The sequence below is a fragment of the Alphaproteobacteria bacterium HT1-32 genome, assembly GCA_009649675.1.
Lineage (GTDB): Bacteria > Pseudomonadota > Alphaproteobacteria > Rhodospirillales > HT1-32 > HT1-32.
Genome location: WJPL01000003.1, coordinates 725,194 through 748,575 on the forward strand (window position 1 = coordinate 725,194; position 23,382 = coordinate 748,575).

23 protein-coding genes and 2 tRNA genes are annotated in these 23,382 nt (G+C 57.3%); 8 read left to right on the forward strand and 17 right to left on the reverse strand.

Features of this window, described 5'->3' with window-relative positions; translation table 11 throughout:
* The first annotated feature begins 5 nt into the window (after positions 1-5).
* From aepY to GH722_18900, 3 genes are all read left to right on the forward strand, one after another.
* On the forward strand, positions 6-1,154 hold the full coding sequence (gene aepY / locus GH722_18890) for a phosphonopyruvate decarboxylase (protein MRG73832.1): 1,149 nt from the start codon (positions 6-8) through the stop codon (positions 1,152-1,154).
* Positions 1,155-1,354: 200 nt separating this feature from the next.
* A tRNA-Thr gene (locus tag GH722_18895) sits at positions 1,355-1,430 on the forward strand.
* Positions 1,431-1,674: 244 nt separating this feature from the next.
* Positions 1,675-1,750 (forward strand) — tRNA-Cys (locus tag GH722_18900).
* Positions 1,751-1,771: 21 nt separating this feature from the next.
* Here the strand turns inward: GH722_18900 and soxZ are convergent.
* From soxZ to GH722_18930, 6 genes are all read right to left on the reverse strand, one after another.
* Positions 1,772-2,098 (reverse strand): thiosulfate oxidation carrier complex protein SoxZ, encoded by a 327-nt coding sequence (soxZ, locus tag GH722_18905; protein MRG73833.1) that lies wholly within the window; start codon positions 2,096-2,098, stop codon positions 1,772-1,774.
* Between the two features lie 4 nt (positions 2,099-2,102).
* On the reverse strand, positions 2,103-2,552 hold the full coding sequence (locus GH722_18910; protein MRG73834.1) for a thiosulfate oxidation carrier protein SoxY: 450 nt from the start codon (positions 2,550-2,552) through the stop codon (positions 2,103-2,105).
* 125 nt (positions 2,553-2,677) lie between these two features.
* Positions 2,678-3,751, reverse strand: a complete 1,074-nt coding sequence (locus GH722_18915; protein ID MRG73835.1) for a 3-carboxy-cis,cis-muconate cycloisomerase — start codon at positions 3,749-3,751, stop codon at positions 2,678-2,680.
* Between the two features lie 78 nt (positions 3,752-3,829).
* Complete coding sequence (locus GH722_18920; protein MRG73836.1) at positions 3,830-4,288, reverse strand: globin; 459 nt, start codon at positions 4,286-4,288, stop codon at positions 3,830-3,832.
* Complete coding sequence (locus tag GH722_18925) at positions 4,288-4,728, reverse strand: Rrf2 family transcriptional regulator (protein ID MRG73837.1); 441 nt, start codon at positions 4,726-4,728, stop codon at positions 4,288-4,290. The genes GH722_18920 and GH722_18925 overlap by 1 nt, the downstream gene beginning before the upstream one ends.
* A gap of 112 nt (positions 4,729-4,840) precedes the next feature.
* Positions 4,841-5,617, reverse strand: coding sequence for a class II aldolase (locus tag GH722_18930; protein ID MRG73838.1), 777 nt, complete (start codon positions 5,615-5,617; stop codon positions 4,841-4,843).
* 123 nt (positions 5,618-5,740) lie between these two features.
* Here GH722_18930 and GH722_18935 point away from each other — a divergent pair, with 123 nt between their 5' ends.
* A complete protein-coding gene (locus GH722_18935) occupies positions 5,741-7,057 on the forward strand; it encodes an MFS transporter (protein ID MRG73839.1) in 1,317 nt (438 codons plus the stop codon).
* On the opposite strand, the gene GH722_18940 is transcribed toward GH722_18935, so the two are convergent.
* Positions 7,052-7,513: a GNAT family N-acetyltransferase gene (locus tag GH722_18940; protein ID MRG73840.1), complete on the reverse strand. Its 462-nt coding sequence runs from the start codon at positions 7,511-7,513 to the stop codon at positions 7,052-7,054. The two genes, GH722_18935 and GH722_18940, sit on opposite strands and share 6 nt — an antisense overlap.
* Positions 7,514-7,690: 177 nt before the next feature.
* Here GH722_18940 and GH722_18945 point away from each other — a divergent pair, with 177 nt between their 5' ends.
* Complete coding sequence (locus GH722_18945) at positions 7,691-9,919, forward strand: hypothetical protein (GenBank protein ID MRG73841.1); 2,229 nt, start codon at positions 7,691-7,693, stop codon at positions 9,917-9,919.
* Between the two features lie 2 nt (positions 9,920-9,921).
* The gene (locus GH722_18950; protein ID MRG73842.1) at positions 9,922-11,409 is read left to right on the forward strand and encodes an exopolysaccharide biosynthesis polyprenyl glycosylphosphotransferase; all 1,488 of its coding nucleotides are present in this window, start codon (positions 9,922-9,924) and stop codon (positions 11,407-11,409) included.
* Here GH722_18950 and GH722_18955 read toward each other — a convergent pair.
* The 5 genes from GH722_18955 to GH722_18975 are packed head-to-tail and all read right to left on the reverse strand — an operon-like array spanning position 11,403 to position 18,390.
* Entirely contained in the window at positions 11,403-12,836 is a 1,434-nt protein-coding gene (locus GH722_18955) for an LPXTG cell wall anchor domain-containing protein (GenBank protein MRG73843.1), read from the reverse strand. The two genes, GH722_18950 and GH722_18955, sit on opposite strands and share 7 nt — an antisense overlap.
* Complete coding sequence (locus GH722_18960; protein ID MRG73844.1) at positions 12,836-14,350, reverse strand: oligosaccharide flippase family protein; 1,515 nt, start codon at positions 14,348-14,350, stop codon at positions 12,836-12,838. The genes GH722_18955 and GH722_18960 overlap by 1 nt, the downstream gene beginning before the upstream one ends.
* Positions 14,289-15,497 (reverse strand): glycosyltransferase, encoded by a 1,209-nt coding sequence (locus GH722_18965; GenBank protein MRG73845.1) that lies wholly within the window; start codon positions 15,495-15,497, stop codon positions 14,289-14,291. Before GH722_18965 ends, GH722_18960 begins: the two co-directional genes overlap by 62 nt.
* A complete protein-coding gene (locus GH722_18970; protein ID MRG73846.1) occupies positions 15,395-16,174 on the reverse strand; it encodes a WecB/TagA/CpsF family glycosyltransferase in 780 nt (259 codons plus the stop codon). The genes GH722_18965 and GH722_18970 overlap by 103 nt, the downstream gene beginning before the upstream one ends.
* The gene (locus GH722_18975; protein ID MRG73847.1) at positions 16,174-18,390 is read right to left on the reverse strand and encodes a hypothetical protein; all 2,217 of its coding nucleotides are present in this window, start codon (positions 18,388-18,390) and stop codon (positions 16,174-16,176) included. The genes GH722_18970 and GH722_18975 overlap by 1 nt, the downstream gene beginning before the upstream one ends.
* A 27-nt stretch (positions 18,391-18,417) precedes the next feature.
* Between GH722_18975 and GH722_18980 the strand changes: the two genes are divergently transcribed.
* Positions 18,418-19,236 carry a polysaccharide export protein gene (locus GH722_18980; protein MRG73848.1) on the forward strand — a complete coding sequence of 273 codons (819 nt, stop codon included), beginning with the start codon at positions 18,418-18,420 and terminating at the stop codon, positions 19,234-19,236.
* Between the two features lie 6 nt (positions 19,237-19,242).
* On the opposite strand, the gene GH722_18985 is transcribed toward GH722_18980, so the two are convergent.
* From GH722_18985 to GH722_18995, 3 genes are all read right to left on the reverse strand, one after another.
* On the reverse strand, positions 19,243-19,791 hold the full coding sequence (locus tag GH722_18985) for a hypothetical protein (GenBank protein MRG73849.1): 549 nt from the start codon (positions 19,789-19,791) through the stop codon (positions 19,243-19,245).
* A gap of 103 nt (positions 19,792-19,894) precedes the next feature.
* Positions 19,895-20,479, reverse strand: coding sequence for an aldehyde dehydrogenase (locus tag GH722_18990; GenBank protein ID MRG73850.1), 585 nt, complete (start codon positions 20,477-20,479; stop codon positions 19,895-19,897).
* Positions 20,473-20,976 carry a phosphonopyruvate decarboxylase gene (locus tag GH722_18995; GenBank protein MRG73851.1) on the reverse strand — a complete coding sequence of 168 codons (504 nt, stop codon included), beginning with the start codon at positions 20,974-20,976 and terminating at the stop codon, positions 20,473-20,475. The genes GH722_18990 and GH722_18995 overlap by 7 nt, the downstream gene beginning before the upstream one ends.
* A 40-nt stretch (positions 20,977-21,016) precedes the next feature.
* Here GH722_18995 and GH722_19000 point away from each other — a divergent pair, with 40 nt between their 5' ends.
* Positions 21,017-22,045 carry an FAD-dependent oxidoreductase gene (locus GH722_19000; protein MRG73852.1) on the forward strand — a complete coding sequence of 343 codons (1,029 nt, stop codon included), beginning with the start codon at positions 21,017-21,019 and terminating at the stop codon, positions 22,043-22,045.
* Positions 22,046-22,059: 14 nt separating this feature from the next.
* On the opposite strand, the gene speE is transcribed toward GH722_19000, so the two are convergent.
* Together speE and speD are read right to left on the reverse strand one after the other, a co-directional pair.
* The gene (gene speE / locus GH722_19005; protein ID MRG73853.1) at positions 22,060-22,908 is read right to left on the reverse strand and encodes a polyamine aminopropyltransferase; all 849 of its coding nucleotides are present in this window, start codon (positions 22,906-22,908) and stop codon (positions 22,060-22,062) included.
* Positions 22,905-23,360, reverse strand: a complete 456-nt coding sequence (gene speD / locus GH722_19010; protein ID MRG73854.1) for an adenosylmethionine decarboxylase — start codon at positions 23,358-23,360, stop codon at positions 22,905-22,907. Before speD ends, speE begins: the two co-directional genes overlap by 4 nt.
* Positions 23,361-23,382: the final 22 nt, after the last annotated feature.

Here is a 23,382-nt window from a genome sequence, read left to right on the forward strand (position 1 = left end):
ATAAGATGATTGAAGCTGATGACTTTCTTGATCCCGCCCGCGAGGCCGGGATCGATTTCTTCACGGGCGTGCCCTGCTCGTTTCTGACACCGGTCATCAACCGGGTGATCTCACGCACCGACCTCACCTATGTCGGCGCTGCCAGCGAAGGGGAAGCTGTCGGCATTGCCGCCGGTGCCTGGCTGGCCGGCAGGCGAACTGCCGTGATGTGCCAGAATTCCGGTCTCGGCAATGCGGTCAATCCGCTGACATCCCTGAACCATCCGTTCGAGATACCCACCCTGTTCATCACCACATGGCGGGGCGAACCGGGTCTGGGCGACGAGCCACAGCATGAACTGATGGGCCAGATCACGGCACGGCTGTTCGAGACCATGCAGATCGCCAACCGCAGCTTCCCGACCTCCGCCAACGCAACACGTCCGGCCATCGCTGATGCCATCGCGTCGATGGACCGGTTCAACCGCCCTTTCGCCTTCATCATGGCAAAGGGTACGGTTGCTGATAACGATCTCGATCAGTCGCCCATGACTCGCCGGGCAAACTGCGAACGGGCTGATCTGTCTGATGGCGGCGACAGCACCACCCGCGCCGGGGCACTTGAACGCCTGCTCAAAATCGTACCGGACAATGCGGCCATCATCGCCACCACCGGCAAATGCGGCCGGGAACTCTTCACCCTCGCCGACCGGCCCCAGCATCTTTACATGGTCGGTGCCATGGGCTGTGCGTCAGGCGTCGGGCTTGGCACCTCGCTCAATACCGACCGCCCGGTCATCGTGCTGGATGGCGATGGCGCGGCCCTGATGAAACTGGGCGGCCTCGCCACCATCGGTGCCTATGGCAGGTCAAACCTGATCCATGTGGTCCTCGACAACGGCGTGCATGATTCAACCGGCGGACAGGCCACCGTCTCCCCCGTGGTTGATTTCGCCATCGCCGCACAATCCTGCAATTACGGACTCAGCCTGACCGCCGACAGTGCGGCAAGCTTTGAAGCCGCGATGAAACTGGCACTGGCCCGCCCGGCAGATTCCGGCCCCACCCTGATCCATCTGCGCATCACCCCCGGCTCCCTGTCCCCGCTCGGCCGCCCGACGGTCAAACCGCGTGATGTCGCCCGGCGGTTCCGGGATTTCGTAACCCGTCAGTGAGCATCCTTGAGCGTTATCTGACCCGGACATCAAAGATGGCCCTGCAACGCCTTTCAGAAACGCCTTGACGCAGAGGCCGCGGACACTAAAAGGGGGAACGAAATGGGGCCAAGAGTCTGACAGTCACGTTTCTCTCTCATTGGAGACAGCCCGCGAAATCGCAATTAACAAAGCAATTTCAAAGGTATGGACATACAATGGCCGGCTTAGCTCAGTTGGTAGAGCACCTGATTTGTAATCAGGGGGTCGCGGGTTCAACTCCTGCAGCCGGCACCATTCTTTTCTGACATTTCAGGTTACCCTCCTTGCATTCTGTATAGTTTCGGGTATCAGACTGTTGATTTGGACTGTCTGTCACCCACCTACGTTCAAGGTGTTTTCTTCTGGTCGCAGGGGTTGTATATCTTCCCGGCGTCAGGTGACCTGGGAAATCGCAGATCAGGTGAATAGCTTTGCAGGTGCCTGCATTGTTATTGTGTATGTGGAAAGTCGCGTACCACCCTGACAGAATATTCTGGTCGGCGCGGTGGTAGAGCTGGTTCATGCACCGGACTGCAAATCCGGGGACACCGGTTCGAATCCGGTCCGCGCCTCCAGCTTCCTCTTCTAAGCTGATGTTATGTCACCGTCATGGCTGCAGTGGTCGTATAGATGCTGCCGTCGTCATCGAACCAGGTGAACAGAAACTCACCTGACATTTCTGCGCGCATGTAAAATGACAGATACGGGTTGGCCGAGGTCGCCGGCTCAAGGGTGACATCAATCACCGGCTGGCCATTAAAGGTCGCGGTGAAGCGATTGATGATATGCCGCGGTATCTTGCCGCCCGTCCCGTCCGGTCGCTGACCGGACTCCATCCGATGCGTGATCAGGGTCTTGATCTCGATGACCTCTCCCTGTCGGGCGATCTCCGGAACCTTGGCGCGGGGGCGTGATCCGATCATTCTGCTATACCCCGCATCCGCCAACGGTCACCGTGACGGCAACCGCACGGGAGAGATAACGACCGTCGCTCAGTTCCGCCACGGCAAACAGGCGCTGACTTCGGGCCAGCCTGATCCGGGTGGAGAGCGACGCCCTGCCGCTTGCCGGCGTAAAGCGGGCCGTGATCACGCCGGGCAAGGGATTGCTCTCGCTGATCACCGTAATACGAGTGACATGATCCTGTTCGGTCATCGGTGACTCCACAGAGACAGTCATCGGTACAACGAAACCATCTTCGGCGATCTGCGGCAGGTCGAGAGACAACAGGGGACTGTCAACAGGCACGGCCCCGCCGGTAAATTTCGCAATCTCCTCAGCAACCCGTCTGGCATCTGCCAATGCCAGTGAAGGCCAGGCCAGACTGCAAACAGCCAGTGCCCCTGCCCCGCGCAATACAGATCGTCTGTTGATCATGGTCGTTCCGAATTTCTTTCCACAGTGATGCAGACTCTCCGCCAGTCATGTCGCTGATATTATCCCGAAACATGACGGTCGGAAATATCACTCACCGAAGCGTGAGATGCAGGCCTGCCAGCCGGTCAGTCGAGCGGACGTTCTCCTGTAATCTTCAACCCGTCCAGACAGCGGCAGAGAATATCCAGCGACCGGCCTGATGCCTGAACCATCTGGGGCAGGATCATCCATTCCAGCGTCCAGGCCATGCCGGAGCGCTCAAACTCATGTACCAGCGCACTATGCATGCCCGAATTCTGAGTTGAACTGAACCGGGCCAGCGTCACCAGCATTTCCGGCAGGATGGGATTACGTTTATGGGGCATTGCCGATGACCCGCCGCCGGTGGGCAGCACCACTTCCGCTACCTCATTTTGGGCCAGCAACACCAGATCCATACCGGCCTTGCCACAGGCTCCCGTGACATGGGACAGCCAGTCGGTGAAAGCGACGATGCGTTCCCGGTCGGCATGCCAGGGACGGCCGGGGTCGCCGAGTTCCAGCCGTTCCGCCAAAGCGGCCCGCAGATTCGGCCCGGCCTCGCCAAACTTGTCGAGATTACCCGCAGCCCCTGCAAACTGTACGACCAGAAGCCGTTCGGCCAGCCCGCCTTCAAGCCGTTCCAGCGCGGCAGCGAGCGGTTCTCTCCAGATCGCAATTCTGTCTGTAATGCGGATCGGCACAGCGCGTTGCATGCGCGTCCGGCCGATTGTGCCGGTTTCACCCGCCTGCCCGGCCAGATTATCGAGCAGAGCGATGGTCTGGCGCAGACGATGAGCGAGAATATCAACCACTTCGGCCAGCCGGAGGATCAGCGCCGTATCGATGACATCCTGGCTGGTGGTCCCGAAATGAGCAGACTTGCCATGCGGATCGCCCACTGCCACCCGCAAAGCCTTCACAAAGGCCGGAACGACAACCCCGTCATTTGCCACCCCGGCTGCCAGCGCCTCCATGTCCGGGTCAAACCGTTCACACCCCTCGGCAATGGCCGCCGCCGCGTCAGCCGAAATAAGGCCCTGTTCCGCCTGCACTTCCGCCAGGGTTGCCTCAAAATCCAGCATGGCACGAAGCTCGGCCTCAGCCGAAAACAACGGGGATATCTCCTCGTCACCCAGCAGGTCTGCGAAGAAAGGATGGTCAAAAGATGTAACGCTCATAAATCAAGGTTCCGATCTGCGATTCAGGTCTCCCAACAGTGCGCGGAGAGAGCCTGAAGGCCAACCGAAAATTCATCGTCAGAGCGTTGCCGCCACGCCCCGCGCCTTCAGTTCCGGCACCCCGAACATCGCGAGCTTCAGGCTTTCTGCAATTCGCCGGGCACGGAGCATGAAGTAATCCGGGACATCCGGATGCGGTGCCGTCTCGTTCAGGGTTTCCCCGAACAACTGAAGCCAGCGTTCAAAATGATCCGGTGTCACGTCCGATAAGCGCTGGTGGACCGGCACCGGCTGACCGGAATAGGAACCGGCGCTGAGCGCCACAGAAGCCCAGAAATCCTTCATTCTCGCGAGATGACTGTCCCAGTTGCCGGTAATCACCCCATTGAAAATCGGGCCAAGTTCCCTGTCCGCACGAATCCGGTCATAAAAGCTTTCGACCAGAAGGGAAATATACGCCTCATCAATACCAATGAGTGCCGCTTTGGCCCGGGTTTCCCGTCGCCGCTGTTCGGCAAATGACTGCACATCACTCATCATCTTTCTCCATCTGATAACAACCTCAGCAAAGCCTCGTCTTGCGACAGCAGTGATTGAATGCTGTATCGGTCGAGGACCGCGTAGAACCCTTCCACAGCTTCCGCCAGAACCGACTTAAGCCGGCAATCGGACGACAGCAGGCAATCCCCGCCATCTGACCGGAAGCATTCAACCAGTGCGCCATCTGCCTCCAGATATCGTACAATCTGCCCGACGAAGACCTGATCTGCCGGTGCCGCAAGTCGCACACCACCGGAACGTCCCCGGACCGATTCGACAAATCCGCCCTGCACAAGATGATGCAGTACCTTCGTCATGTGATTGCGCGACACCCCGTAATGCGTCGAAATTCCGGCAACCGTTGCCAGCCTGTCCGTCCTGACCGCCATATACATCATGGCTCTCAGCGCATAATCCGATTGAACCGTCAGTCGCATTTTTATCACCAATTTAACATGCATATAATATACATATTAAATTATGCAGCAAAAGATAAAGATGCGATCAGGCATCCGCTATCAGCACTCAGACAGGCTTGATCAGTCTGGGTTAACTGTCATATCCGGGATTCAGGCGGTCCAGCCTGCGTCGCAAGGCAGGCCATTCATGCACACCGATAGGCCGGTATCCTGCTGAGCTGTTGGCTTTGCGGTTACGCTGCATGGTGATCTCCTGCATGTCATCCGGGATCGGCATCAGTTCCGCTCCGGCCTGCTGGAAAGCCAGTTGCATACGGCAGGCACGTTCAGCCCGGTACATCCACATGAAGGCCTCTCCCGCGGTTTTGCCAACGGTCAATAATCCGTGATTCCGAAGAATCAGGATCTTGTTGTCCCCGAGATCCGCCATCAGCCGTTCCCGTTCCGACAGGTCAAAGGCAATACCTTCGTAATCGTGATAGGCAGATACAGCCATCACCGCCAGCGCATGCTGGGTGATCGGCAATATCCCGTCTTTCTGGGTCGCAACACCGGTTCCGGCATAAGTATGCGTATGAATGGCCCAGTTGATGTCCGGACTGGCCGCATGAACAGCACTGTGAATGGTATAACCGGCAGGATTCACGCCATTCGGTGATTCTGTCAGTTCGTTACCATCTTCATCCATTTTAACGAGGCAGGACGCCGTCATCTCATCAAACATGACGCCGAACGGGTTGATCAGAAAGCAGTCGGGCTGATCGGGAACGCGGGCAGACAGATGTGTTGCCAGCAGATCAGACCAGCCATACAGGTCCACCAGCCGGAAAGCCGCAGCAAGGTCGACCCGCGCCTGCCATTCGGCCTCCGAGACATTGAGCGGGTTCGGGATAGAATGGGACAAAATCAGTCTCCTCCGGAAAATCAGCACATTGAATAAAGTCCGGACAAAGAAGCATCATTTGTGCTGACAGAGTCAACCGTGCTAGCCACCTCACAGGCAACTGGTCGCCAGAGGGACAAGGAACATATGTGGAAAGCTATCAAACCGGTTCAGGCACTGCTGTTAAGCGTCGGTCTGCTGCTGATGGGAAACGGCCTGCAGGGAACGTTGCTGCCCATTCGTGCCGGCATTGACAACTTTACCACCTTCGACATCGGTATTCTTGGCTCCAGCTATTTCTTCGGCTTTGCAACCGGCTGCCTGATCGGACCCTACATGGTGCGGCGCGCAGGTCACATCCGCGCCTTCACCGGTCTGGTTGCCATCGCGTCAACCAGCGCGCTGATCCATGTCATGCTGCCAATCCCGCCAATCTGGTGGGTCTTCCGGGCGATGACCGGGCTCTGTTTTGCTGCACTCTACATGATCATTGAAAGCTGGCTGAACGAGCGCAGCACGAACGAAACCCGGGGCACCGTGTTCTCGATCTATACAATCATCAACCTGACTGTCCTGACCGCAGGGCAGATGATGCTGACCCTGTCAGACCCCGCCGGGTTTATCCTGTTCGGTGTCGCCTCGATCCTCGTCTCTCTGGCTGCCGTGCCGGTTGCCATGACCGCGGCCCCGGCCCCGGCCCCGGTCGGTGAGGTGAAGCTTCGCATCCGGCATTTGTACAGGGTTTCCCCTGTCGGCTTTGTCGGCTGTCTGGTTGTCGGGCTGACCAATGGTTCCTTCTGGGCACTGGGGCCAACCTTCGCACTGAACAGCGGGATGGATGTCTCCGGCGTTGCAATATTCATGAGCATCACGGTTATTGCCGGTGCTTTCGGACAGTTTCCGATTGGCCGGACATCAGATCGCATGGACCGGCGGAAAGTGATTGCCGCGATCTGCCTCTGTGCCTCGGTTTCAGCCGTTGCCATTCTGGTGCTGAGCAATCTCTGGACCATGGGCCTGCTGATCGGCTCGTTCCTGTTCGGAATTTTTGCCTTTCCGGTCTATTCCGTCTGCGTCGCCCACACGAACGACTATGTTGATCCCGCAGACTATGTCGAGACAGCCAGCGAACTGTTGCTTCTGTTTGCGGCCGGTGCCGTGATTGGCCCGATTTACACATCCTGGCTGATGACACTGATTGGGCCTCAGGCCCTGTTCATTCAGACTGCGGTGATCCATTTCCTGTTCGCCATTTTCGTCTTCTACCGGATGCGGGTCAGAACCACGCCCGACGATGAAGTCAGAGCCGATTTCGCCGAACAGCTGCTGAATGCCTCAACGGTCGGTGCCGTAACAATTACGGAAGATCCCGAAGGCGAGGCATATGAACCGGAAACTGAAGATCGCAACCTGAAAGACAAAGCCGGGGCCAAATCGGAGAAACCGCACGAACCGGCGTCATAAGGACAATTTCATGCCGTCATGTGAAGCGGTGAAGCCGAGAGCTGCATAAAACCGGTGCGCATCACTCCGGGTTTTGTCAGTTGTAAGCTGTACCAGGCCGCAATTCTTCTGGCGGGCCTGATCAATGGCATATTCAAACATCAGACGTCCGATACCCTGCCCCCGATAGGTCCGGCTGGTCCGGACCGATTCAATTTGCGCCCGCCACATGCCTTTGCGTGACAGCCCGGGAATAAAAGTGAGTTGCAGGCATCCCGCGATTTCGCCCTGCTTTTCACAGAGAACAAGACGGTTGTTCGGATCCGCAGCTATAGCGTCAAATGCCAGACGATAGCAGTCCGCCGGTGGCATGGCTGCGATTTCACGATTCTTGCCTAGAGTGTCATCCGCCAGCATACCGATGATCATCGGAAGGTCCGCCTCGACAGCATCCCGAAAAACGAGTTTTTCAGACATTTCAATAACCTCGTTAATATTCGTCGTGATTGATACCCCCTGATTCCAGACAGACTTAACTGAATGACCCTCAACGGATTGTGACCGTCATCACATTTGATCCGGCAGGAAATGTCTATATAGGTCACCGTGGGTAGGGCGCAGATATTAACTGAAGCGCTCTTAAGGTTTAAGACAATGACAATTCAATTTGGTCAGGCTGGAAACGCATCTCTTCGCTTCCTGAGCGATGATGTGCTTGAAGCATTACGTGCAACTTCTGGCATTTCCTCTTTTGCTGGCGATTCCGCACATACCGGTGTCACGACAACCGGTTTTGGGTGGGCGTCATCAGGGGATATTACCCGCGGCACCCATTTTTCAGGTGCTGTCTGGGCGAAAGTCACGAACAGTGGTCAGATTGTTCTGAAATCCACCGGCCCCTGGAACAGTGTCAAAAATCTTGAGGTTCTGGAATCCGGCCCTGCATCACTCCGGATCGACGGATTTGTTCACACAGATGTCGTGACCGGCGACGGCGGCGATTCAACGGTCCTCATCAATGGCGCCAAACGCGGCAATATCGTCACCGGGGATGGTGACGACAAGGTGGTGGTCGGTATCGCCAGCAACAATGCGGGTTGGCAGAATCATTTCAACATTGCAACCGGGGATGGAAATGACCTCATCCGTCTCAAGGCGGCGAACACTTCAAATACAGATGTCTATTCCGATGCGCACAACCCGTCGATCACGGATGGTTCGGTCACCACGTCGCTGATTTTTTCCGGCGCAGGTGACGATACGGTCATAGGCCATGGCAGTGCTGATGAAATTCATGGCGGGGATGGCAATGACATCCTGAAGGGGCGCGGCGGCAATGACAGCCTTTACGGTGAAGATGGCGATGACGTCCTGAAGGGTGGCCAGGGCAATGATATCCTTGATGGCGGTGCCGGCAATGATGATCTGCGTGGTGGCAGCGGGGATGACACTCTCACAGGCGGTGCTGGCAATGACACGCTTCGCGGCGGGGCCGGTAACGACACCCTGAGCGGTGGGGCCGGCAATGATATCCTGATCGGAAGCGGCGGAAGCGATATCGCCCTGTTCTCCGGCAATGCGGCCGATTACGAGATTAATTACGGTACCGGCACCATCACGGCGCTCAGTGGCGACGGCGGGGCTGATCAGCTCTCGGGAATCGAGACCCTGATCTTTGACGACATCACTCTGGACTGGGGCGAAACCCCGCCCGTCGTTGATCCGGGCCCGGTTTATATTCCGATCAACCCGGACGATGGATACGACATGGTCTGGCGCTCGGGCACGGGAACCGCATGGGCCATGATCAATGGCGACCCGGATGCTTCCAGCTATCTCGACCAGCGCGGGAATGACGAATTTCTCGGTCGAGCCGATCTGAATGGTGACGGGTTGTCGGAGCTGATCTGGCGCAATGGCACCTCCGGCTCTACCTGGGCCATGATGGGTGGCGACAAGGACGATGTGCTCTGGATGGATTATCGCGACGGCGACGAGTTTCTCGGTATTGCCGACCTGAACGGCGACGGAAACGATGATGTCCTGTGGCGCAATGGCACCTCCGGCTCCACATGGGCCATGTATGGTGGCGACAAGGACAACTCCATCTGGATGGATTTCCGGACCACCGACAGTCTGCTAGCACTGGGTGACTTCAATGGTGACGGCAGCGATGACGTGCTCTGGCGCAACGATACGTCCGGCGCGACATGGGCCATGTATGGCGGCGACAAGGATTCAACGCTCTGGATGGATTTCCGGGCTAATGACAGCATTCTTGCAGTTGCCGACTTTGACGGTAACGGAACCGACGACGTGATCTGGCAGAACAATCTGACCGGATCCGCCAACCTGTTTTTGTCCGGTAACAAGGACACCTCGGTCTGGATGGGCCCCCAGAGTGGTAACGAACTGCTTGCAGTCGCCGACTTCAATGGTGATGGCAGTGCGGATGCGCTGTGGCGTTCTGCCAGTGGCGCCACATCCGCAATGCTGGGCGGCGACCGTAACAACACGCTCTGGATGGAATATCGCGGCGGTGACGAATTCATGGGCGTTGGCGACCTGAATGCGGATGGTCAGTCTGATGTCATCTGGCGCAATGAAACATCGGGTGCCACCTTTGCCTTCCTCAGCGGCGATCGCACAAGCCAGCTTTATATGGGAGACCGCAGCGGTGATACCCTGCTGGACATTGCGGACTTCGATGGTGACGGCAAGGATGATCTGCTGTGGCAGAATGGCGATGGTGATGCCTATTTTGCCCGCGGCGGCGACGTCAATGATATCGGCTGGCTGGAAGACCGGTCGGATGATGAACTGCTGGATGGCTATCAGACCACGCCAACCGGATTGCCGGATATCGACGTTCCCTCGTCCTGATAATGGCTGCAAAACCAACCAGTACCCCAAAGAGCAAAACCGGCGTTCCGGATTCACAGGTTAAGGTCGACTTCCGGAGAAAACGGATTGTGCGACCTGTCCGTGCAATTCCTCACCGGGCACCGGCAGAGCTGTTTCAGGCGCTTGTTGCTATCGCGGACGGACTGGCTGTTGCACTTCCCACGCTGCTGATCTTTCGCGGTCATGCCAGTTCCGCTTTGCTGTTGAGCTGTGGTGCAGCACTGTTGTTCATCGTCATCAAGACCATTGGCGGTGGCTACGCAATGGTCAACCGGCGGGCAAGCGGGGATTACCTGCTGCGCGCCCTGCAACATGATGCCTCCCGCGCCATCCGGGACGCCATCACGGTGCTTCTTGCCTTTAGCATGTTCGTTCTGGTTCAGTTCACACTGTTCGGTTCGGCCGATTTTATCCGGACACTGGCTGCAATAGGCGCCTCCCTGCTTTTGCTTCCGTTTTCCTTTCTGCTGCGCCACTGGCTGTCGATGCGGTTACGCCGCGCCCAGTTCGCGCTCCGGCGTTCGGCAATCTATGGAGCCGGCCCTGATGGTGTCTCGTTGGCAAACAGGATTTCAAACGGCGAACTCGGAGAATCCAACGCCATCATCGGTGTCTTCGATGAACGCGACACCCGTATCGCTCTCGGCGGGGGTGTCGAAGCCATTGCCGGCGACTGGAATACATTGATGGAATTCGCATCGAACGGCTGGGTCGATACCATTTTCATCTGCATGCCCAGCCTGACCGCGGACCGGGTGCAATCGTTGCTTGCCCGCATGAAAATTGTCTCGGTCGACGTAATCCGGGCCCCCGTGGCAGACAGTGATGATCCGTTTACACCTCTCGCAGAACGCCCGCTTGGCGGATGGAACCGGATCATCAAGTCTGTTGAAGACAAGCTGATCGGCGGCATTGCCATTATAGCACTATCTCCCGTGATGGCGCTGATCGCCCTGGCCATCAAACTGGAAAGCCGGGGCCCGGTTTTCTACATTCAGGAACGGGTGGGTTTCAACAACCGGCCGTTCACCGTCTATAAATACCGCAGCATGTATGGCGATGGCGACGACGCCCGGAAGTTCAAACAGGCAACCCGGAATGATCCGCGCATTACACGGGTCGGTCGTATCTTGCGGCGCACCAGCCTTGATGAACTGCCACAGCTTTTCAATGTTATGCTGGGTACGATGTCACTGGTCGGCCCCCGCCCGCATGCGCCCGGCACGCAGACCGAGGGGCGCTACTTCCATGAAGTGATGGATGATTATGCCCATCGTCACCGGGTCAAACCCGGCATTACCGGCTGGGCACAGGTCAATGGCTTTCGCGGCGAAACCGATACCCGGAAGAAACTTGAAGACCGTGTTCGTCACGATCTCTATTACATAGACAACTGGTCACTTGCGCTGGATATCGAGGTGCTGTTCCGGACAGTCCTTGTCGTGCTGACTGATAAAAACGCCTATTGATCAGGTATCCTGCGCGGTCGGAAAAAAGGTCGCCGCGCCCGGCCACCAACAATCTCGTCTGTTGGCAATTCCCCCACAGGCTGATCTGAGACAACCCGGCCGGAGGGGAGAATTTCTATCGGATCCCGGCCAGACCTGCGCATGACCAACGATCCCCGGACAGCCAGTTGCATGACGGCCAGCGAGAACAGCAGCTGGATGACGTTGGTTGCTTTCAGCAGGTAACTTTCTGTCAGGTTCGCAAAGAAAAAGAAGATGATATAGAACGCTGAAAACTGGACCGCGGGCGCAGCATTCTCCAGCCGGACCGCCCTTCCGACCATGAACAGAAGCATGATGTAAATCAGCAGGAAAGCACCAAGCCCGACAAATCCTGTCTGCAGGACAAGGTCATAAAATCCGTTGTGCGAATCATTGGCCAGCCAGCCTTCATCCTTGACCAGTTGCCCGCCAAACCTGGGCACCTCCCAGAAACCGTCATAGCCATAGCCAAAATATGGCCGGTTTTCGACAAATCCGGCGGCGAATTCCCAAAGTCCGATGCGGCCGGTAAAGGAAAGTGGAATACCAAGAATTTCAACGGTTTCGCCGGTAATCAGCAACAGCGGATCCTGTTGCAGGACAGCCTGTAACGCCAGCGACAGAATTGAGAAGGCAATGGCAATGATCAGTCCCAGCACCACTACTGGTCGCCTGCGGAGCAGCAGGAAGACCAGACAAAGCAAACCGATGGCCGTAATGACCAGCGATGTCCGGGATCCGGTGTTCGGCAACACAATCAGGCCGACAATCAAGCCAACCCAGGCCAGCCCCTTCTCACGGTAATAAAACAGCATGAAGACTGACATGAGAATAAGCAGCGTCATCTGCCGGCCCAGCGAATTCTTCTGCCGGTAGATGCCGCTCCAGTCCCCCTGATGGTAGTAGGCTTCCATGGTCCCGATTGACGGAACAAAAATGGCCAGCAGCGCGGAAACAACACCGATTGCTATGAAGGTCGTAACGATGATGCGCAGCAGAACCCTGAATTCAAAACGCAGCGTCAGATAGACCGTCCAGCCGGTAACAAGCACAAACCCGATATATCGGGCTGCCGCCTGTCCGGGTTGTCCGCTCCACAGGATCGAAATGCCAACAAACAGGTAAAAGGCAACAATCGGGATTGCGAGATGATGATCAATCCAGCGAAATCCCCCCCGCATTTTTGTCAGCAGGATACTCCAGCCGACCGCCGTGCCGATGGCCACGAAGAAATCATTGATCTTGAGGCCGCCAACCTCCGGTGCCAGCTTCGGATCCAGCAGGCCGGAGGCAAACAGAAACACAATGCCCGCCAGCCAGAGCTCGAAACTGCCGGGGTTACGGTCCAGCGCAGCAGAACGCACTTCGCTGGGGTATCCGCCTTTCTGCTGCTGCCTGACTGCCATTATATCTTCCAGCCCGTCAATTCGCTCAGTCCGGCAGACCTGCGCCGGAGCGCCATAATGCTAAACAGGATAGCACCAACGCCAATCTGACCCAACAAACCGGGCCAGCCGGAAACAAACAGGCTGAACACAGCCACCCCCAGAGCCATCATGGCCGACAGGATGATGACCGAGAGAAGCTGTGCACCATCCACTGGCATGGGTAATTCCCGCCAGCCGACAGCCACCGATAAAGCCAGCGCCATAAGAGCTGTCAGGCAGGTTGCGGCGGCAGCCCCCGACAACCCGAGCCAGCGGGTCAGAAACCAAACCGAGACGATTGCCATCACCAGAGACAAAAGACTGATCACAGCCAGTGCGCCGGTCCGGCGAACCAGCATCAGGGAAATATCGAAATGCTGGCTTCGGATTGCCTCAATCAAAATTGCCAGGGCAGCCAGAGCGACAATGTTTACTGTCACGTCCCCGACAAATTCACACCCGAAGATCAGTGGTATCGCAGAGAACGACACAACCATCAGGCCATAAGCCAGAGGGATACCAACCAGCACCAGCCCCAGCCAGTTACGCCGCCCCAGTTCAAGAACCGTTGCTTTATCACCACGGTCATAAGCTGCTGCCATTCGTGGGTAGGTCACCAGATTAACCAGTGACAGGGGCACGCCGATAGAGCGACGGGCAAGGTCGTAAGCAACCGTATAAATGCCGACAGCTTCAACACCAAGCAGTGCGGCAATCACAAACCTGTCGACACGCTGTGTGGCAAGCCGGGCCAGCAGCGAGACAGACAAAGGTGCCCCGTAACGGCAGATTTCGCGCAGTCCGCCAACTGCGGGCAGGCTTTCTCCTGCCTCCGGCGACTTGCGGGTATCCGGCCAGATCAGCAGCCCCACAAATCCCGCGATCAGACAACCGGCTGCGTGTCCGTACACCGCCGCTGTCACTGTCGGCCCGAATTCCTGAATGCTGACGATGGCCAGTACCAGCGCACCCAGTGATCTCAGAAGAACCAGACCCGCAAAGCGACGTACCCCACCTGTCGCCCGTTGGGCTTCTGCCGTACCGGCGGCAATCGCCTCACCTGCCGCCATCAGGATTGCGGGCAGGATCAGCCCCGCCACCCAGGCTGGCAGGAGGCCGTTCTTCAGGTCCAGCAGCCGGACTGCGAGAAAACCGGCAAGCAGGGTGAAACTGATGAGATAGCCGAAAAGCAGACTGCGTTGCAGATCACCCCGACCGGAAGCTGCCGTCGGCAAAAACCGTAGGATCGAGCTTTCAAGCCAGTGAAACAGGCCATTATGCAGAATCACCGCAGCAGCCTGACAAAGCGCAAACAGGCCAAACATTTCTGGCCCCAGCAGACGGGCATAAATGATCAGCGCCGCCAGATTGGCCACAGCCGAGAGCCCCCTGCCCCCGGCAGACCAGACAACCCCGGCCCTGAGCGAAGATTCAGCCGTCATGACCAGACGCCCGCAGAAAACCTTCCGCCATGGCACCAACGCTATATGCATCGGCCAACGTCAGAGACTGCCGCGACAGACGTGCCCGAAGCTCCCTGTCATCGCGCAGGCGGGTCAGCGCAGATCGGATATCCTCCTCGCTTTCCGGATTGAAGAACAACGCATTCCCGGCTTCCGGTTCTCCCGCCACCTCCCGCATCGCCGGGATATCAGAGACCGCAATCGGCAATCCCGCACCCGCGGCTTCCAGCGGTGCCAGCCCGAAGCTTTCCCAAAGCGATGGCAGGATGAAAGCATCAGCCGCTGCGAACAGTCGTCCAAGGTCACGGGGCATGACCTCCCCCAGCAACCGGGTAGTACTATGCTTACCCAGACCGGATATCATCTGCTCAAGACCGGTACGACATTCGCCATCACCTGCAATCAGCAGAACCAGCCCCTCAAGCCCGGCCGCAGCCCGGATTAATCGCTGATGATTTTTGACATCCGCCAACCGGCCAACCGTCACGATGACACAGATATCTGCGGTAAGGTTGAAGCTCTGCCGGGCCTCAGCCCGTGATCCCGGGAAGACCGGCGGGCGTGCGACCCCATTTGGCACCAGTTGCAACCGGCGGACATAGCCATCCGGACGATCCTGCAATGCGGCGTGAGTCGTTACAGAATTGGAGATCACGGCGGAATAAACACCGATCGTTCCGAACAACAGATCGAGATGACGCGCCATCGCCGGAATACGCGACGGCAGACCCGTCTGGTTTGCACATCTGTTTGGAACGCCGGACAAAGCAGCAAACAGACAACCGAAAACATTGGCATAATGGCTGTAGGTAATCACCGTCCGCGGGCGTGTCTTGCACAGGCGACACCAGAGCCGGACAAAAATCCGGAGATAATCGAGGGTCCCGGCAGGTGGATGATCCATCAGGCAAACAACAGCCGCTTCATCCTCGAACGCGCCCCGTTTCCGGTAAAGAAACCATGTCTCCACGGGCAACCCGTCTGACAGATAGACACGGGCGTTTTCAATGGCACAACGCTGTGCCCCGCCCGCTTCCATCTGCGTCACGATCTGAACCAGTGAGGTTCGCATCTCTAGCGCTCTGACCGGGTCAGCAGACACCAGGCGGCAATCACATTTGTGACGAGATAACGCCATCCTTTGCCGACCGGGTCCTGCATCAGACGGTACAGCCATTCCAACCCGGCAGACTGCATCCAGCCGGGGGCACGCTTTTCGGCTCCGGCAAGATGCCCGAACAGGCCGCCACAGGTTTTCAGCCAGCCAACACCTGACAGCTGCTCCCGCATCAGAACACAGAACCGTTCCTGCTTCGGGCGCCCCAGGCCAACCCAGACGACATCGGGTCTCGTTGCCGCAACTTCTGCTGCAACAGCGGGAAAGTCCTCATCCGGAAAATAGCCGTCCCTTGATCCGGCGATAATCAGTTCAGGGTATTGATGCCTGACAGCAGCAACCGCAGCTTCTGATGTCTGCCCGTCTGCGCCGAGGAAATAGAAGCGTAGCCCCTGCTCACTCGCAAGCCGGGCCGCATCATGGAAAAAGTCCGTTGTTGCCGATCGCTCCGGGATTGCCTCGCTGCCGGTCAGGCGGGAATACAAAACCAGCGGCTGACCATCCGCATGGATGATATCAGCTGCGGCCAGCAGCTCTGAAAAAGCAGGGTCGGTGTGGTTCAGGGCCAGTGAATGACCATTCGCACTGAAAGCAATCCGGGGATATTGACGGCTTCCGGACCGGGCAGCTTCGCAATCCAGCCGCATCTGCTTTGCCAGCATCTGACGTGATGCAAGAACCACCGGCAACCCGCCAAGCCGACGCCTTGCCAGACCGTCAGTGACGGCCCCGGGCATTACAGCAACCGGTAGAAGATTGAGGGGATATAGCGACGACGGCCATTGAAGATCACAGCACTGACATAACCGTCATTTTCCGTCACCCGGTCGCGCAACAGTTCGGCCACCGGCTTGCGGGTACGTTCCGCCGAAATCACCAGCATGCTGGCATCGGCCCGCTTGCTGACCGTCAGACCGTCATAATTGCGGATCAGCGACGGGGAATCGATAATCACCAGCCGGAAATTACCATGCAGCGAATGCCAGAAACGGTCGCTGGTGCTCAGTTGAACTGTCCCGGAAGCCGCAACACTCTCCGGATCAATCCGGCTGACGATAAGGTTTGAAGCACCCAGCCGATGCAGGGACATATCGACAATCTGACGGCCCTGATCCAGTGCCTGCGAACTGGCCCGCCACAGCGACCGCGTGCTGACGGTGGTATCTTCAGCAGGTCCGGGATCGCCAAACCGGTCTGACAGTTCTTCGGCAATGACATCGAACTGGCCACGCCCCGATGTGTTCAGGTCAAGCAGCAGCACGTCACCGGCAATCTGCTGTGCCGCAACCAGCGCAAATTCCCGCGCTATCGTCGACGAGCCTTCACCGGGGGCCGCGCCGACAATCTGCATGATGACGCAATAATCATCTGCGATCGGTGGGTCGAGCATGAAATAGAGCCGGTTCATTTCCATGAACAGATTGAGCGGGCCACTGGACCGTTTCTCGTCGATCGCAAAGACATGCAGGTCAAGAGCCCGATGTGCGCCCTCTGCGCTGATGAAGACCGCACGGCTGATAGCGCGGACATAGATCACAGCAGCAGTCAGACCGATACCGACGATGAAGGAGAGGAACAGAACCTGTATCCGGATGTTACGGCCTTCAACCGGAACCTGAGCCTGCTCAATGACCCGGATTGTCGGATCTTCGAACGCGCTTTCCAGTGCCCGCGCCAGACGTTCCTGCTGAACCCTGCCGGCATACTGGGTATAGCTTTCAACCAGCACGATACGTTTCAGCTGCAGCTGGCGGTAGCTGCTTTCCGCATCATCGAGATCGCGCAGCTGTTTCTGTGTGATATCAAGGGCGGATTCGAGCGCACCAAGTTTCGCTTCAACCGACTGGCGTTCACCTTCCAGCAGAATGATCTGCTGTAACAGTGAGTCGTAGACCGTATTGCGGCCCTTGCGTTCCCGGTCAAGACGGATTGCGCGGAAGGTTTCAAGAATACGACGTGCCACATCAAGACGCTCATCAATTTCGCGAATGAACCGGCTGCCCTCACGATACCGGTCAGCCAGCCGGGCACGCTCCTGCTCCAGTTGCCGCACGGAATCCATGGCATTGTTCAGCGCATCCGTGTTGCCGTCTTCGACAAACAAATCGACTGTCTCCGGAATCCGGCTGATCGAACGTTCCAGTTCCGCCACCTTGGCGAACAGCGCCTCCGTATCGACGCCGGCACCGATCTGCTGGGTTTCAAGCTGATTGTAACGACCGATCAGGGCAGCCCGCTGAACATCCAGATCACTGACTCCGGTCAGTTCCCGGAGACTTGCCAGACGGGTATCCACATCAACAATTTCACGTTCGAGACGGTTCAGTTCCTCCGTCAGGACTTCCGGCGTGACATCCGAAAAGATATCCTGACGTTGGGTCAGATACAGTTCGATCAGGATATTCACCAGATCAGCCGCAATCTGTGGTGAGGGATGTTCGTAATTGATCGATATGACGTTGGTACTAGGAACCAGCTGAATTTCGAGATCCTGATCCAGCTCTTCCGCCGCCTTGATCTTCAGGGTGTTCGGGTCGTCCGGGCCAATACCGGCGGCAATCTTCGGGTATATCTTTTCCGGACCAATCCTGTTGACAGCAGCCTCCCGCAGGGCACGACTGCGCAGAATCTGGGCTTCTGCCTGAACAATACGGGCCTGTGCATCAAAAGACTGACCAAAGCCCGCTGACCCCAACTCACCCCCGGCCACATGTTCACGACTGACCAGCACCAGCAATCGTGCGGTAACGTCATAGATGGTCGGCAGGAAAAAGCTGGCCGCAATCCCTGCAACAATCGGAATCATCAGGGTCGCCATTACCAGCGACCGGTTATAAAAAATTTCCGTCAGCAGATCTCGCAGGCCATAGGCGGGGGGCGCACCGTGGCTACGGCTCTGCTGTCGCCGGCCTTCGGACGAAGCTTGTCCTTTGACGGGTTGCGGCGCGTTCATTTCAATCCGACAATATCACCGATTCGGATGGGTCGGTCTGACCATCCGATATCGGAATTCATCCAGATATCTGACCAGAGGCGATACCTGTTGAAAGACCTATCCTGCAAAATCCGGACAACCGGGCACGACAAGAAACCGTCTCGTCTTGTTACGCTGTTTGCAGGTTGCGTCATCTTTGCTTTCACCTCTGCGGGATGCTCAACGACAGCCCCCCAGCAGAGCAGCTCTCGTTTTCTCGCCTGGAGTGACGCCCAGCCTGCCTACAGGCTCCAGACGGGGGATCAATTGAGCATCGTTCACCCCTATTCTCCCGAATTGAATCAGGATGTCACGATCCTCCCCGATGGCCGGATTGTACTCCCCCTTGTAGGTGCGGCTTCCGCGGCTGACAAAGCTCCGGAGGAACTGGCTCAAGATCTTGAAAATAAATACCTTTCCGAACTCAAGGAACCCGACATCACTGTCATTCCCCGGACCATAGGCCCGATGAAGTTCGTGGTTGGTGGCGAGGTAGGAAATCCCGGTATATTTACTTATACAGGCCGAATCGGAGTGGTTGAGGCCTTGTTCACCGCTGGCGGCTTTGAAGACACGGCAAACCGCTCAACCGTCGCCCTGATCCGTCGCTCCGAAGATGACCAGCCGATGCTGAAAGTCATCGACGTTGCTGCCATCCTCTCCGGCACCGGCACAGAAGCGGACGTACCTCTTCAGCAATATGATGTACTCTATGTCCCGAAATCGACTGTGGCAGAAGTCGGGACCTGGGTTGATCTCTACATCACCCGGATTCTGCCGTTCAATCGTGGTTTCAGCTATTCTCTGAACAAGACCCTCGAATAGCGTCGCTCAGTCAATATTCTCAAGCATCCTGACGATTTCCCGCCGCGCCTTCGCTTCGTCATCTTCAGGGCGAAAATGCTGATAGGCCAGAACAGCAGCGCGCAGACATTCCTTGTCCGTTGCCGACCTTGACCGGGCATCCAGATAAGCTGCACGTACTGTCCGGATCATGCGCGATGACGGGGCAGCATCGACAACCTCCCCGGCAGCGCCACCACCTCGACGTTTCAGCAGAAAGACAATCAGAACACCGGAAGCAGCCCCTGCCGCATTCACAACCGCATCCATCAGTTCAGCCGTTCGTCCGCCGCCGGAGGCACCCTGAACCACCTCAACCAGCATCCCGCCCAAAATCAGGACTGCCCCGAAAATCATTGCTCCGGTCAGGCTTCCAACACTGAACCCGGCCAGCAAAGCCGCGACAAAGAAAAAGCTGAAATGCAGAACCTTGTCGTAAGGTGGCATCGCTTTTGGTACCAGCCCCGGTACAAACAATGCCACAATGCCAAAAATGACCATTGCCCCGATTCCCAGCCGGGCAAGCAGTCTCGCCATATTCCCCTCCCTGTTCGCCTTCCCTGATGCAGGGTAATCCATACCTGCCAGAAAACCCAAGCGGGTAATGCCAGCCTTACCGGAACAGAGTCAGTTCAGCCCTTTATTCAACACCGGCGGCACGACGGAACCGGTTCTTCAGCTCTACACCGTCATGGGTAGGCAGAACCCTCGGATCATCCGTCACATCGACACGAATCTGGGCAAAGACCGGGCCGTCAAGCCCGTGAATCTGCGCCCTCAGCATGTCCAGATCAGCCTCCGTCGAAACCGGCAGAGTCCGCCGGAAGCCACAACCTTCGGCAATCTTTGTCAGGCTTACGCCGGACGCCGTATGACTGTGCTGCATACCGGTTTCACCATAACGCTGGTTATCGATGACCGCGATCGTGAGATTTCTCGGACGCTGAACACCGATGGTTGCCAGTCCGCCAATCCCCATCAGCATCTCGCCATCGCCGGTCAGTACCAGAACCGGCCGGTCCGGTTGTGCCAGTGCCAGCCCCAGTCCCATCAGGCTGGCACCCCCCATGGCTCCCCAGAGATAGAAATTCAGATCATGATCGCCGGCAGCGGCCACATCCCAGCAGGCCGACCCGAGACCACAGACAACCGCCACCTGATCCCTGCCCGCAAGCAGACGGGAGACCGCCGGACGCCGTTTCAGCATTGTTCCGTTGCTTACCATACCTTCCTCCCGATCATGCGCTGAGACATCAGTACCGCCGCACTGCGATTGCCGTTAAAGACAAGGCTGCCGGCGCCATCAACCGTCTCGCATAACTCGTTCGTGTCATCGACCCGGTAAACCAGCCCGCCCATCATTTCGATAGCCGCACCCGAGTTCTGTCCCATTGGAATCTGCCAGGGATTGAACTCCGCCCATTCACCGCGCTGCGTGACCAGCATGAGCAGCGGAAACCGGCAAGTCGCCGCCAGTGACAGCATATTGACGCAGTTACCGACACCACTGGACTGCATCAGCAGCACGCCGCGCTCTCCGCCAAGCCAGGCGCCAGCCAGCAGCGCAATACCTTCTTCCTCCGTCGTCAGAGGAATCGCTTTCATGCTATCTTCGTTGCGACATGATTCAATCAGCCGGGCATGCCCCGCATCCGGAACATAGGCAACCTGCCGGATATTCAGTTCGATCAGCTTGGCGAACAGCTGATCCGGCCATTCCATCTGCATTGATCCCTCCATCTGTCTCCCCAGTCTGCAAAAGATGATGGCTTCATGCATAAAGCTTGATCCGGCACGGGGGAAGGATCATCTCGATAACATGACAAATGCAGATACAAAGATCGCCGTCATTGGTGCCGGCATCGCTGGCCTGTCCTGCGCCCGGACACTTACCTCAGCCGGGTATGACGTACATGTCTTTGACAAGGGACGTACGGCTGGTGGCCGCATAAGTACGCGACGCAATGAACAGGGTCTGTTCAATCATGGCGCCCAGTTTTTCACCGCCCGTGATCCGGAGTTTGCAGCCCTGGTTGAACAGTGGAAAACCCGTGGCCTGATCATCGAGATGTCAGAACAACCTGCTCAACTCGGCACGCCCGACACCACACCTCCTGCGACCAGACGTTACACAGGCGCACCGGCAATCAACGACCTCGCCCGGTCCATGGCACAAGACCTTGCCGTACACTGCGGCATTGAGATAACGCGGGCAGAGCAGATCAGGGGCAAGTGGTTACTATCGGACCGGGCCGGTCAGACTATCGGGCCGTTTGATCATCTTGCCGTTGCCCTTCCGGCCCCTCAGACAGCGTCACTTCTAACGGAAGTCAGGCCTGTAAGGACTGCCGCTGAAAGCACCGCTTACGCTCCCTGCTGGGCAGCCTGGTTCACGACCAAAGCCGCTCTGACAACCGGCTGGTCGAGTGCCTTCATTGCGGACCCCGTACTGTCGTGGGCAGCCCGGCAGCAAACCAGTAATACACAAACCGGTTTTGTGCTGCATGCGACCGCAGAATGGTCAGCGGACAATCTGGAGCTGGAACGCCCGGACGCTGCACGCAGACTGGTTGAGGCATTTCAGAGCCTCATCAAAACCCGCATCGACACGGATTATCTGCGTGGCCACCGGTGGCGGTATGCCCGGGTGACAAAAGCTCTCGGTCAGGATTGTCTCTATCTGAATGACCGGAGAGTCGGTGCCTGCGGCGACTGGCTGCGAGGCCCCCGCGTCGAGGAGGCGTGGCTCTCAGGTCGGGCGCTGGCAATAGCTATCATTGAAGATGGCTGAAACCAGATGCCAGGTCAGTCCAGCAGATCGAGAATGAAACGCGGCAGGGCAAATGCACCCAGATGCAGGTCCGGCGTGTAGTAACGGGTTTTCATCTGCAGGGCTGCAAAACGGCTGCGAAGCTGCTCAACCGGTACAGACGCAAGACCCGGATTCATGGTTGAGAAACCAAGCGTCATATGACCACCGATATAAGTCGGCACACTGATCGCAAAGCAGGTCGAACAGGGGAAAATCGCCTGAAGCCTGTTCAGGGCAGGCCGGAAGGCACCCGGCTGCAAAAAGGGCACGCTGTTCTGTGTGACCATGACTCCGTTATCAGTCAGGCGCGCTTTGCAGTCACGATAGAAGGCATCGGTAAACAGTACCTCGCCCGGCCCGATGGGATCCGTTGAATCAACGATGATGACATCAAACTTCTCGTCGCTTTCGGCAACATATTTGAGGCCGTCTGCGATTACCAGATCAGTCCGCGGATCGTCAAAAGCACCCTCAGAATGCTTCGGCAGATATTCACGGCTGAGATCGACCACCGTCGGATCAATCTCCACCATCGTGACTTTCTCAACACCCGGATGACGCAGAGCTTCCCGCAGACAGCCGCCATCACCACCACCGATGATCAGCACACGTTTCGCTGCGCCATTGGCCAGCAGCGGAGTATGCACCATCATCTCATGATAGATGAACTCGTCCTTTTCGGTGGTCTGGATAACACCATCCAGCACCAGCACCCGGCCGAACTTGGGATTCTCGAAAATCACCATGTCCTGAAATTCGGTTTTCTCCGAAAACAGGACTTTGCTCACCTCAAACCGCTGCTGATATCCATCATGCAGCGTCTCCGAAACCCACTCCGTCAAGGGAGAAGGCCCCGGCGATGTTCCGAGAAGCCGATATGTGAAGGCTTGAATGCCTTTTTGATGACCTGCACCGCCTTATACGGGTCGCAGGCACCGCACATGAATACGTCAACCGCAGCAAAGTCGCGCTCCGGCCATGTGTGGATGCTGATATGCGATTCAGCCAGCACCACAACACCGGACACACCGGTCGGCGTGAAATGATGCATATGGGTGTGCAGGATCGTCGCTTCGGACGCCAGAGCAGCTTCTTCCAGCGAAGCACCAATCTGATCGGGGTTGTCAAGATTACTTGCGCCCCACAAGTCCAGCAGCAGATGCGTACCGGCAAACTTCAATCCGTCTTTTTCGACGAAGAAGTCAGATTCGTTTTCTGTCGACGGCCAGTTCGTTTCGGTTTCAACCGAATTTTCGTGGCTGTCCTGATGGTCTTGAAAAGCAGAATGGTCCATTGACGACTCCCAAGGGAAGGGG

Excerpts from the sequence above, each read along its gene's own strand:
- GH722_18995 (MRG73851.1), bottom strand. The coding sequence starts at position 20,976 with ATGGAATGGCCGGATCAGCTGTTCGCCAAGCTGATCGAACTGAATATC.
- GH722_19000 (MRG73852.1), top strand. The coding sequence starts at position 21,017 with ATGATGGCTTCATGCATAAAGCTTGATCCGGCACGGGGGAAGGATCAT.
- aepY (MRG73832.1), top strand. The coding sequence starts at position 6 with ATGATTGAAGCTGATGACTTTCTTGATCCCGCCCGCGAGGCCGGGATC.
- GH722_18940 (MRG73840.1), bottom strand. The coding sequence starts at position 7,513 with ATGTCTGAAAAACTCGTTTTTCGGGATGCTGTCGAGGCGGACCTTCCG.
- GH722_18935 (MRG73839.1), top strand. The coding sequence starts at position 5,741 with ATGTGGAAAGCTATCAAACCGGTTCAGGCACTGCTGTTAAGCGTCGGT.
- soxZ (MRG73833.1), bottom strand. The coding sequence starts at position 2,098 with ATGATCGGATCACGCCCCCGCGCCAAGGTTCCGGAGATCGCCCGACAG.
- GH722_18975 (MRG73847.1), bottom strand. The coding sequence starts at position 18,390 with ATGAACGCGCCGCAACCCGTCAAAGGACAAGCTTCGTCCGAAGGCCGG.
- GH722_18970 (MRG73846.1), bottom strand. The coding sequence starts at position 16,174 with ATGCCCGGGGCCGTCACTGACGGTCTGGCAAGGCGTCGGCTTGGCGGG.
- GH722_18915 (MRG73835.1), bottom strand. The coding sequence starts at position 3,751 with ATGAGCGTTACATCTTTTGACCATCCTTTCTTCGCAGACCTGCTGGGT.
- speD (MRG73854.1), bottom strand. The coding sequence starts at position 23,360 with ATGGACCATTCTGCTTTTCAAGACCATCAGGACAGCCACGAAAATTCG.
- GH722_18910 (MRG73834.1), bottom strand. The coding sequence starts at position 2,552 with ATGATCAACAGACGATCTGTATTGCGCGGGGCAGGGGCACTGGCTGTT.
- GH722_18980 (MRG73848.1), top strand. The coding sequence starts at position 18,418 with ATGGGTCGGTCTGACCATCCGATATCGGAATTCATCCAGATATCTGAC.
- GH722_18990 (MRG73850.1), bottom strand. The coding sequence starts at position 20,479 with ATGGTAAGCAACGGAACAATGCTGAAACGGCGTCCGGCGGTCTCCCGT.
- GH722_18945 (MRG73841.1), top strand. The coding sequence starts at position 7,691 with ATGACAATTCAATTTGGTCAGGCTGGAAACGCATCTCTTCGCTTCCTG.
- GH722_18985 (MRG73849.1), bottom strand. The coding sequence starts at position 19,791 with ATGGCGAGACTGCTTGCCCGGCTGGGAATCGGGGCAATGGTCATTTTT.
- GH722_18960 (MRG73844.1), bottom strand. The coding sequence starts at position 14,350 with ATGCATATAGCGTTGGTGCCATGGCGGAAGGTTTTCTGCGGGCGTCTG.
- GH722_18920 (MRG73836.1), bottom strand. The coding sequence starts at position 4,288 with ATGAGTGATGTGCAGTCATTTGCCGAACAGCGGCGACGGGAAACCCGG.
- GH722_18965 (MRG73845.1), bottom strand. The coding sequence starts at position 15,497 with ATGGCTGTACCGTCTGATGCAGGACCCGGTCGGCAAAGGATGGCGTTA.
- GH722_18950 (MRG73842.1), top strand. The coding sequence starts at position 9,922 with ATGGCTGCAAAACCAACCAGTACCCCAAAGAGCAAAACCGGCGTTCCG.
- GH722_18955 (MRG73843.1), bottom strand. The coding sequence starts at position 12,836 with ATGGCAGTCAGGCAGCAGCAGAAAGGCGGATACCCCAGCGAAGTGCGT.
- GH722_18925 (MRG73837.1), bottom strand. The coding sequence starts at position 4,728 with ATGCGACTGACGGTTCAATCGGATTATGCGCTGAGAGCCATGATGTAT.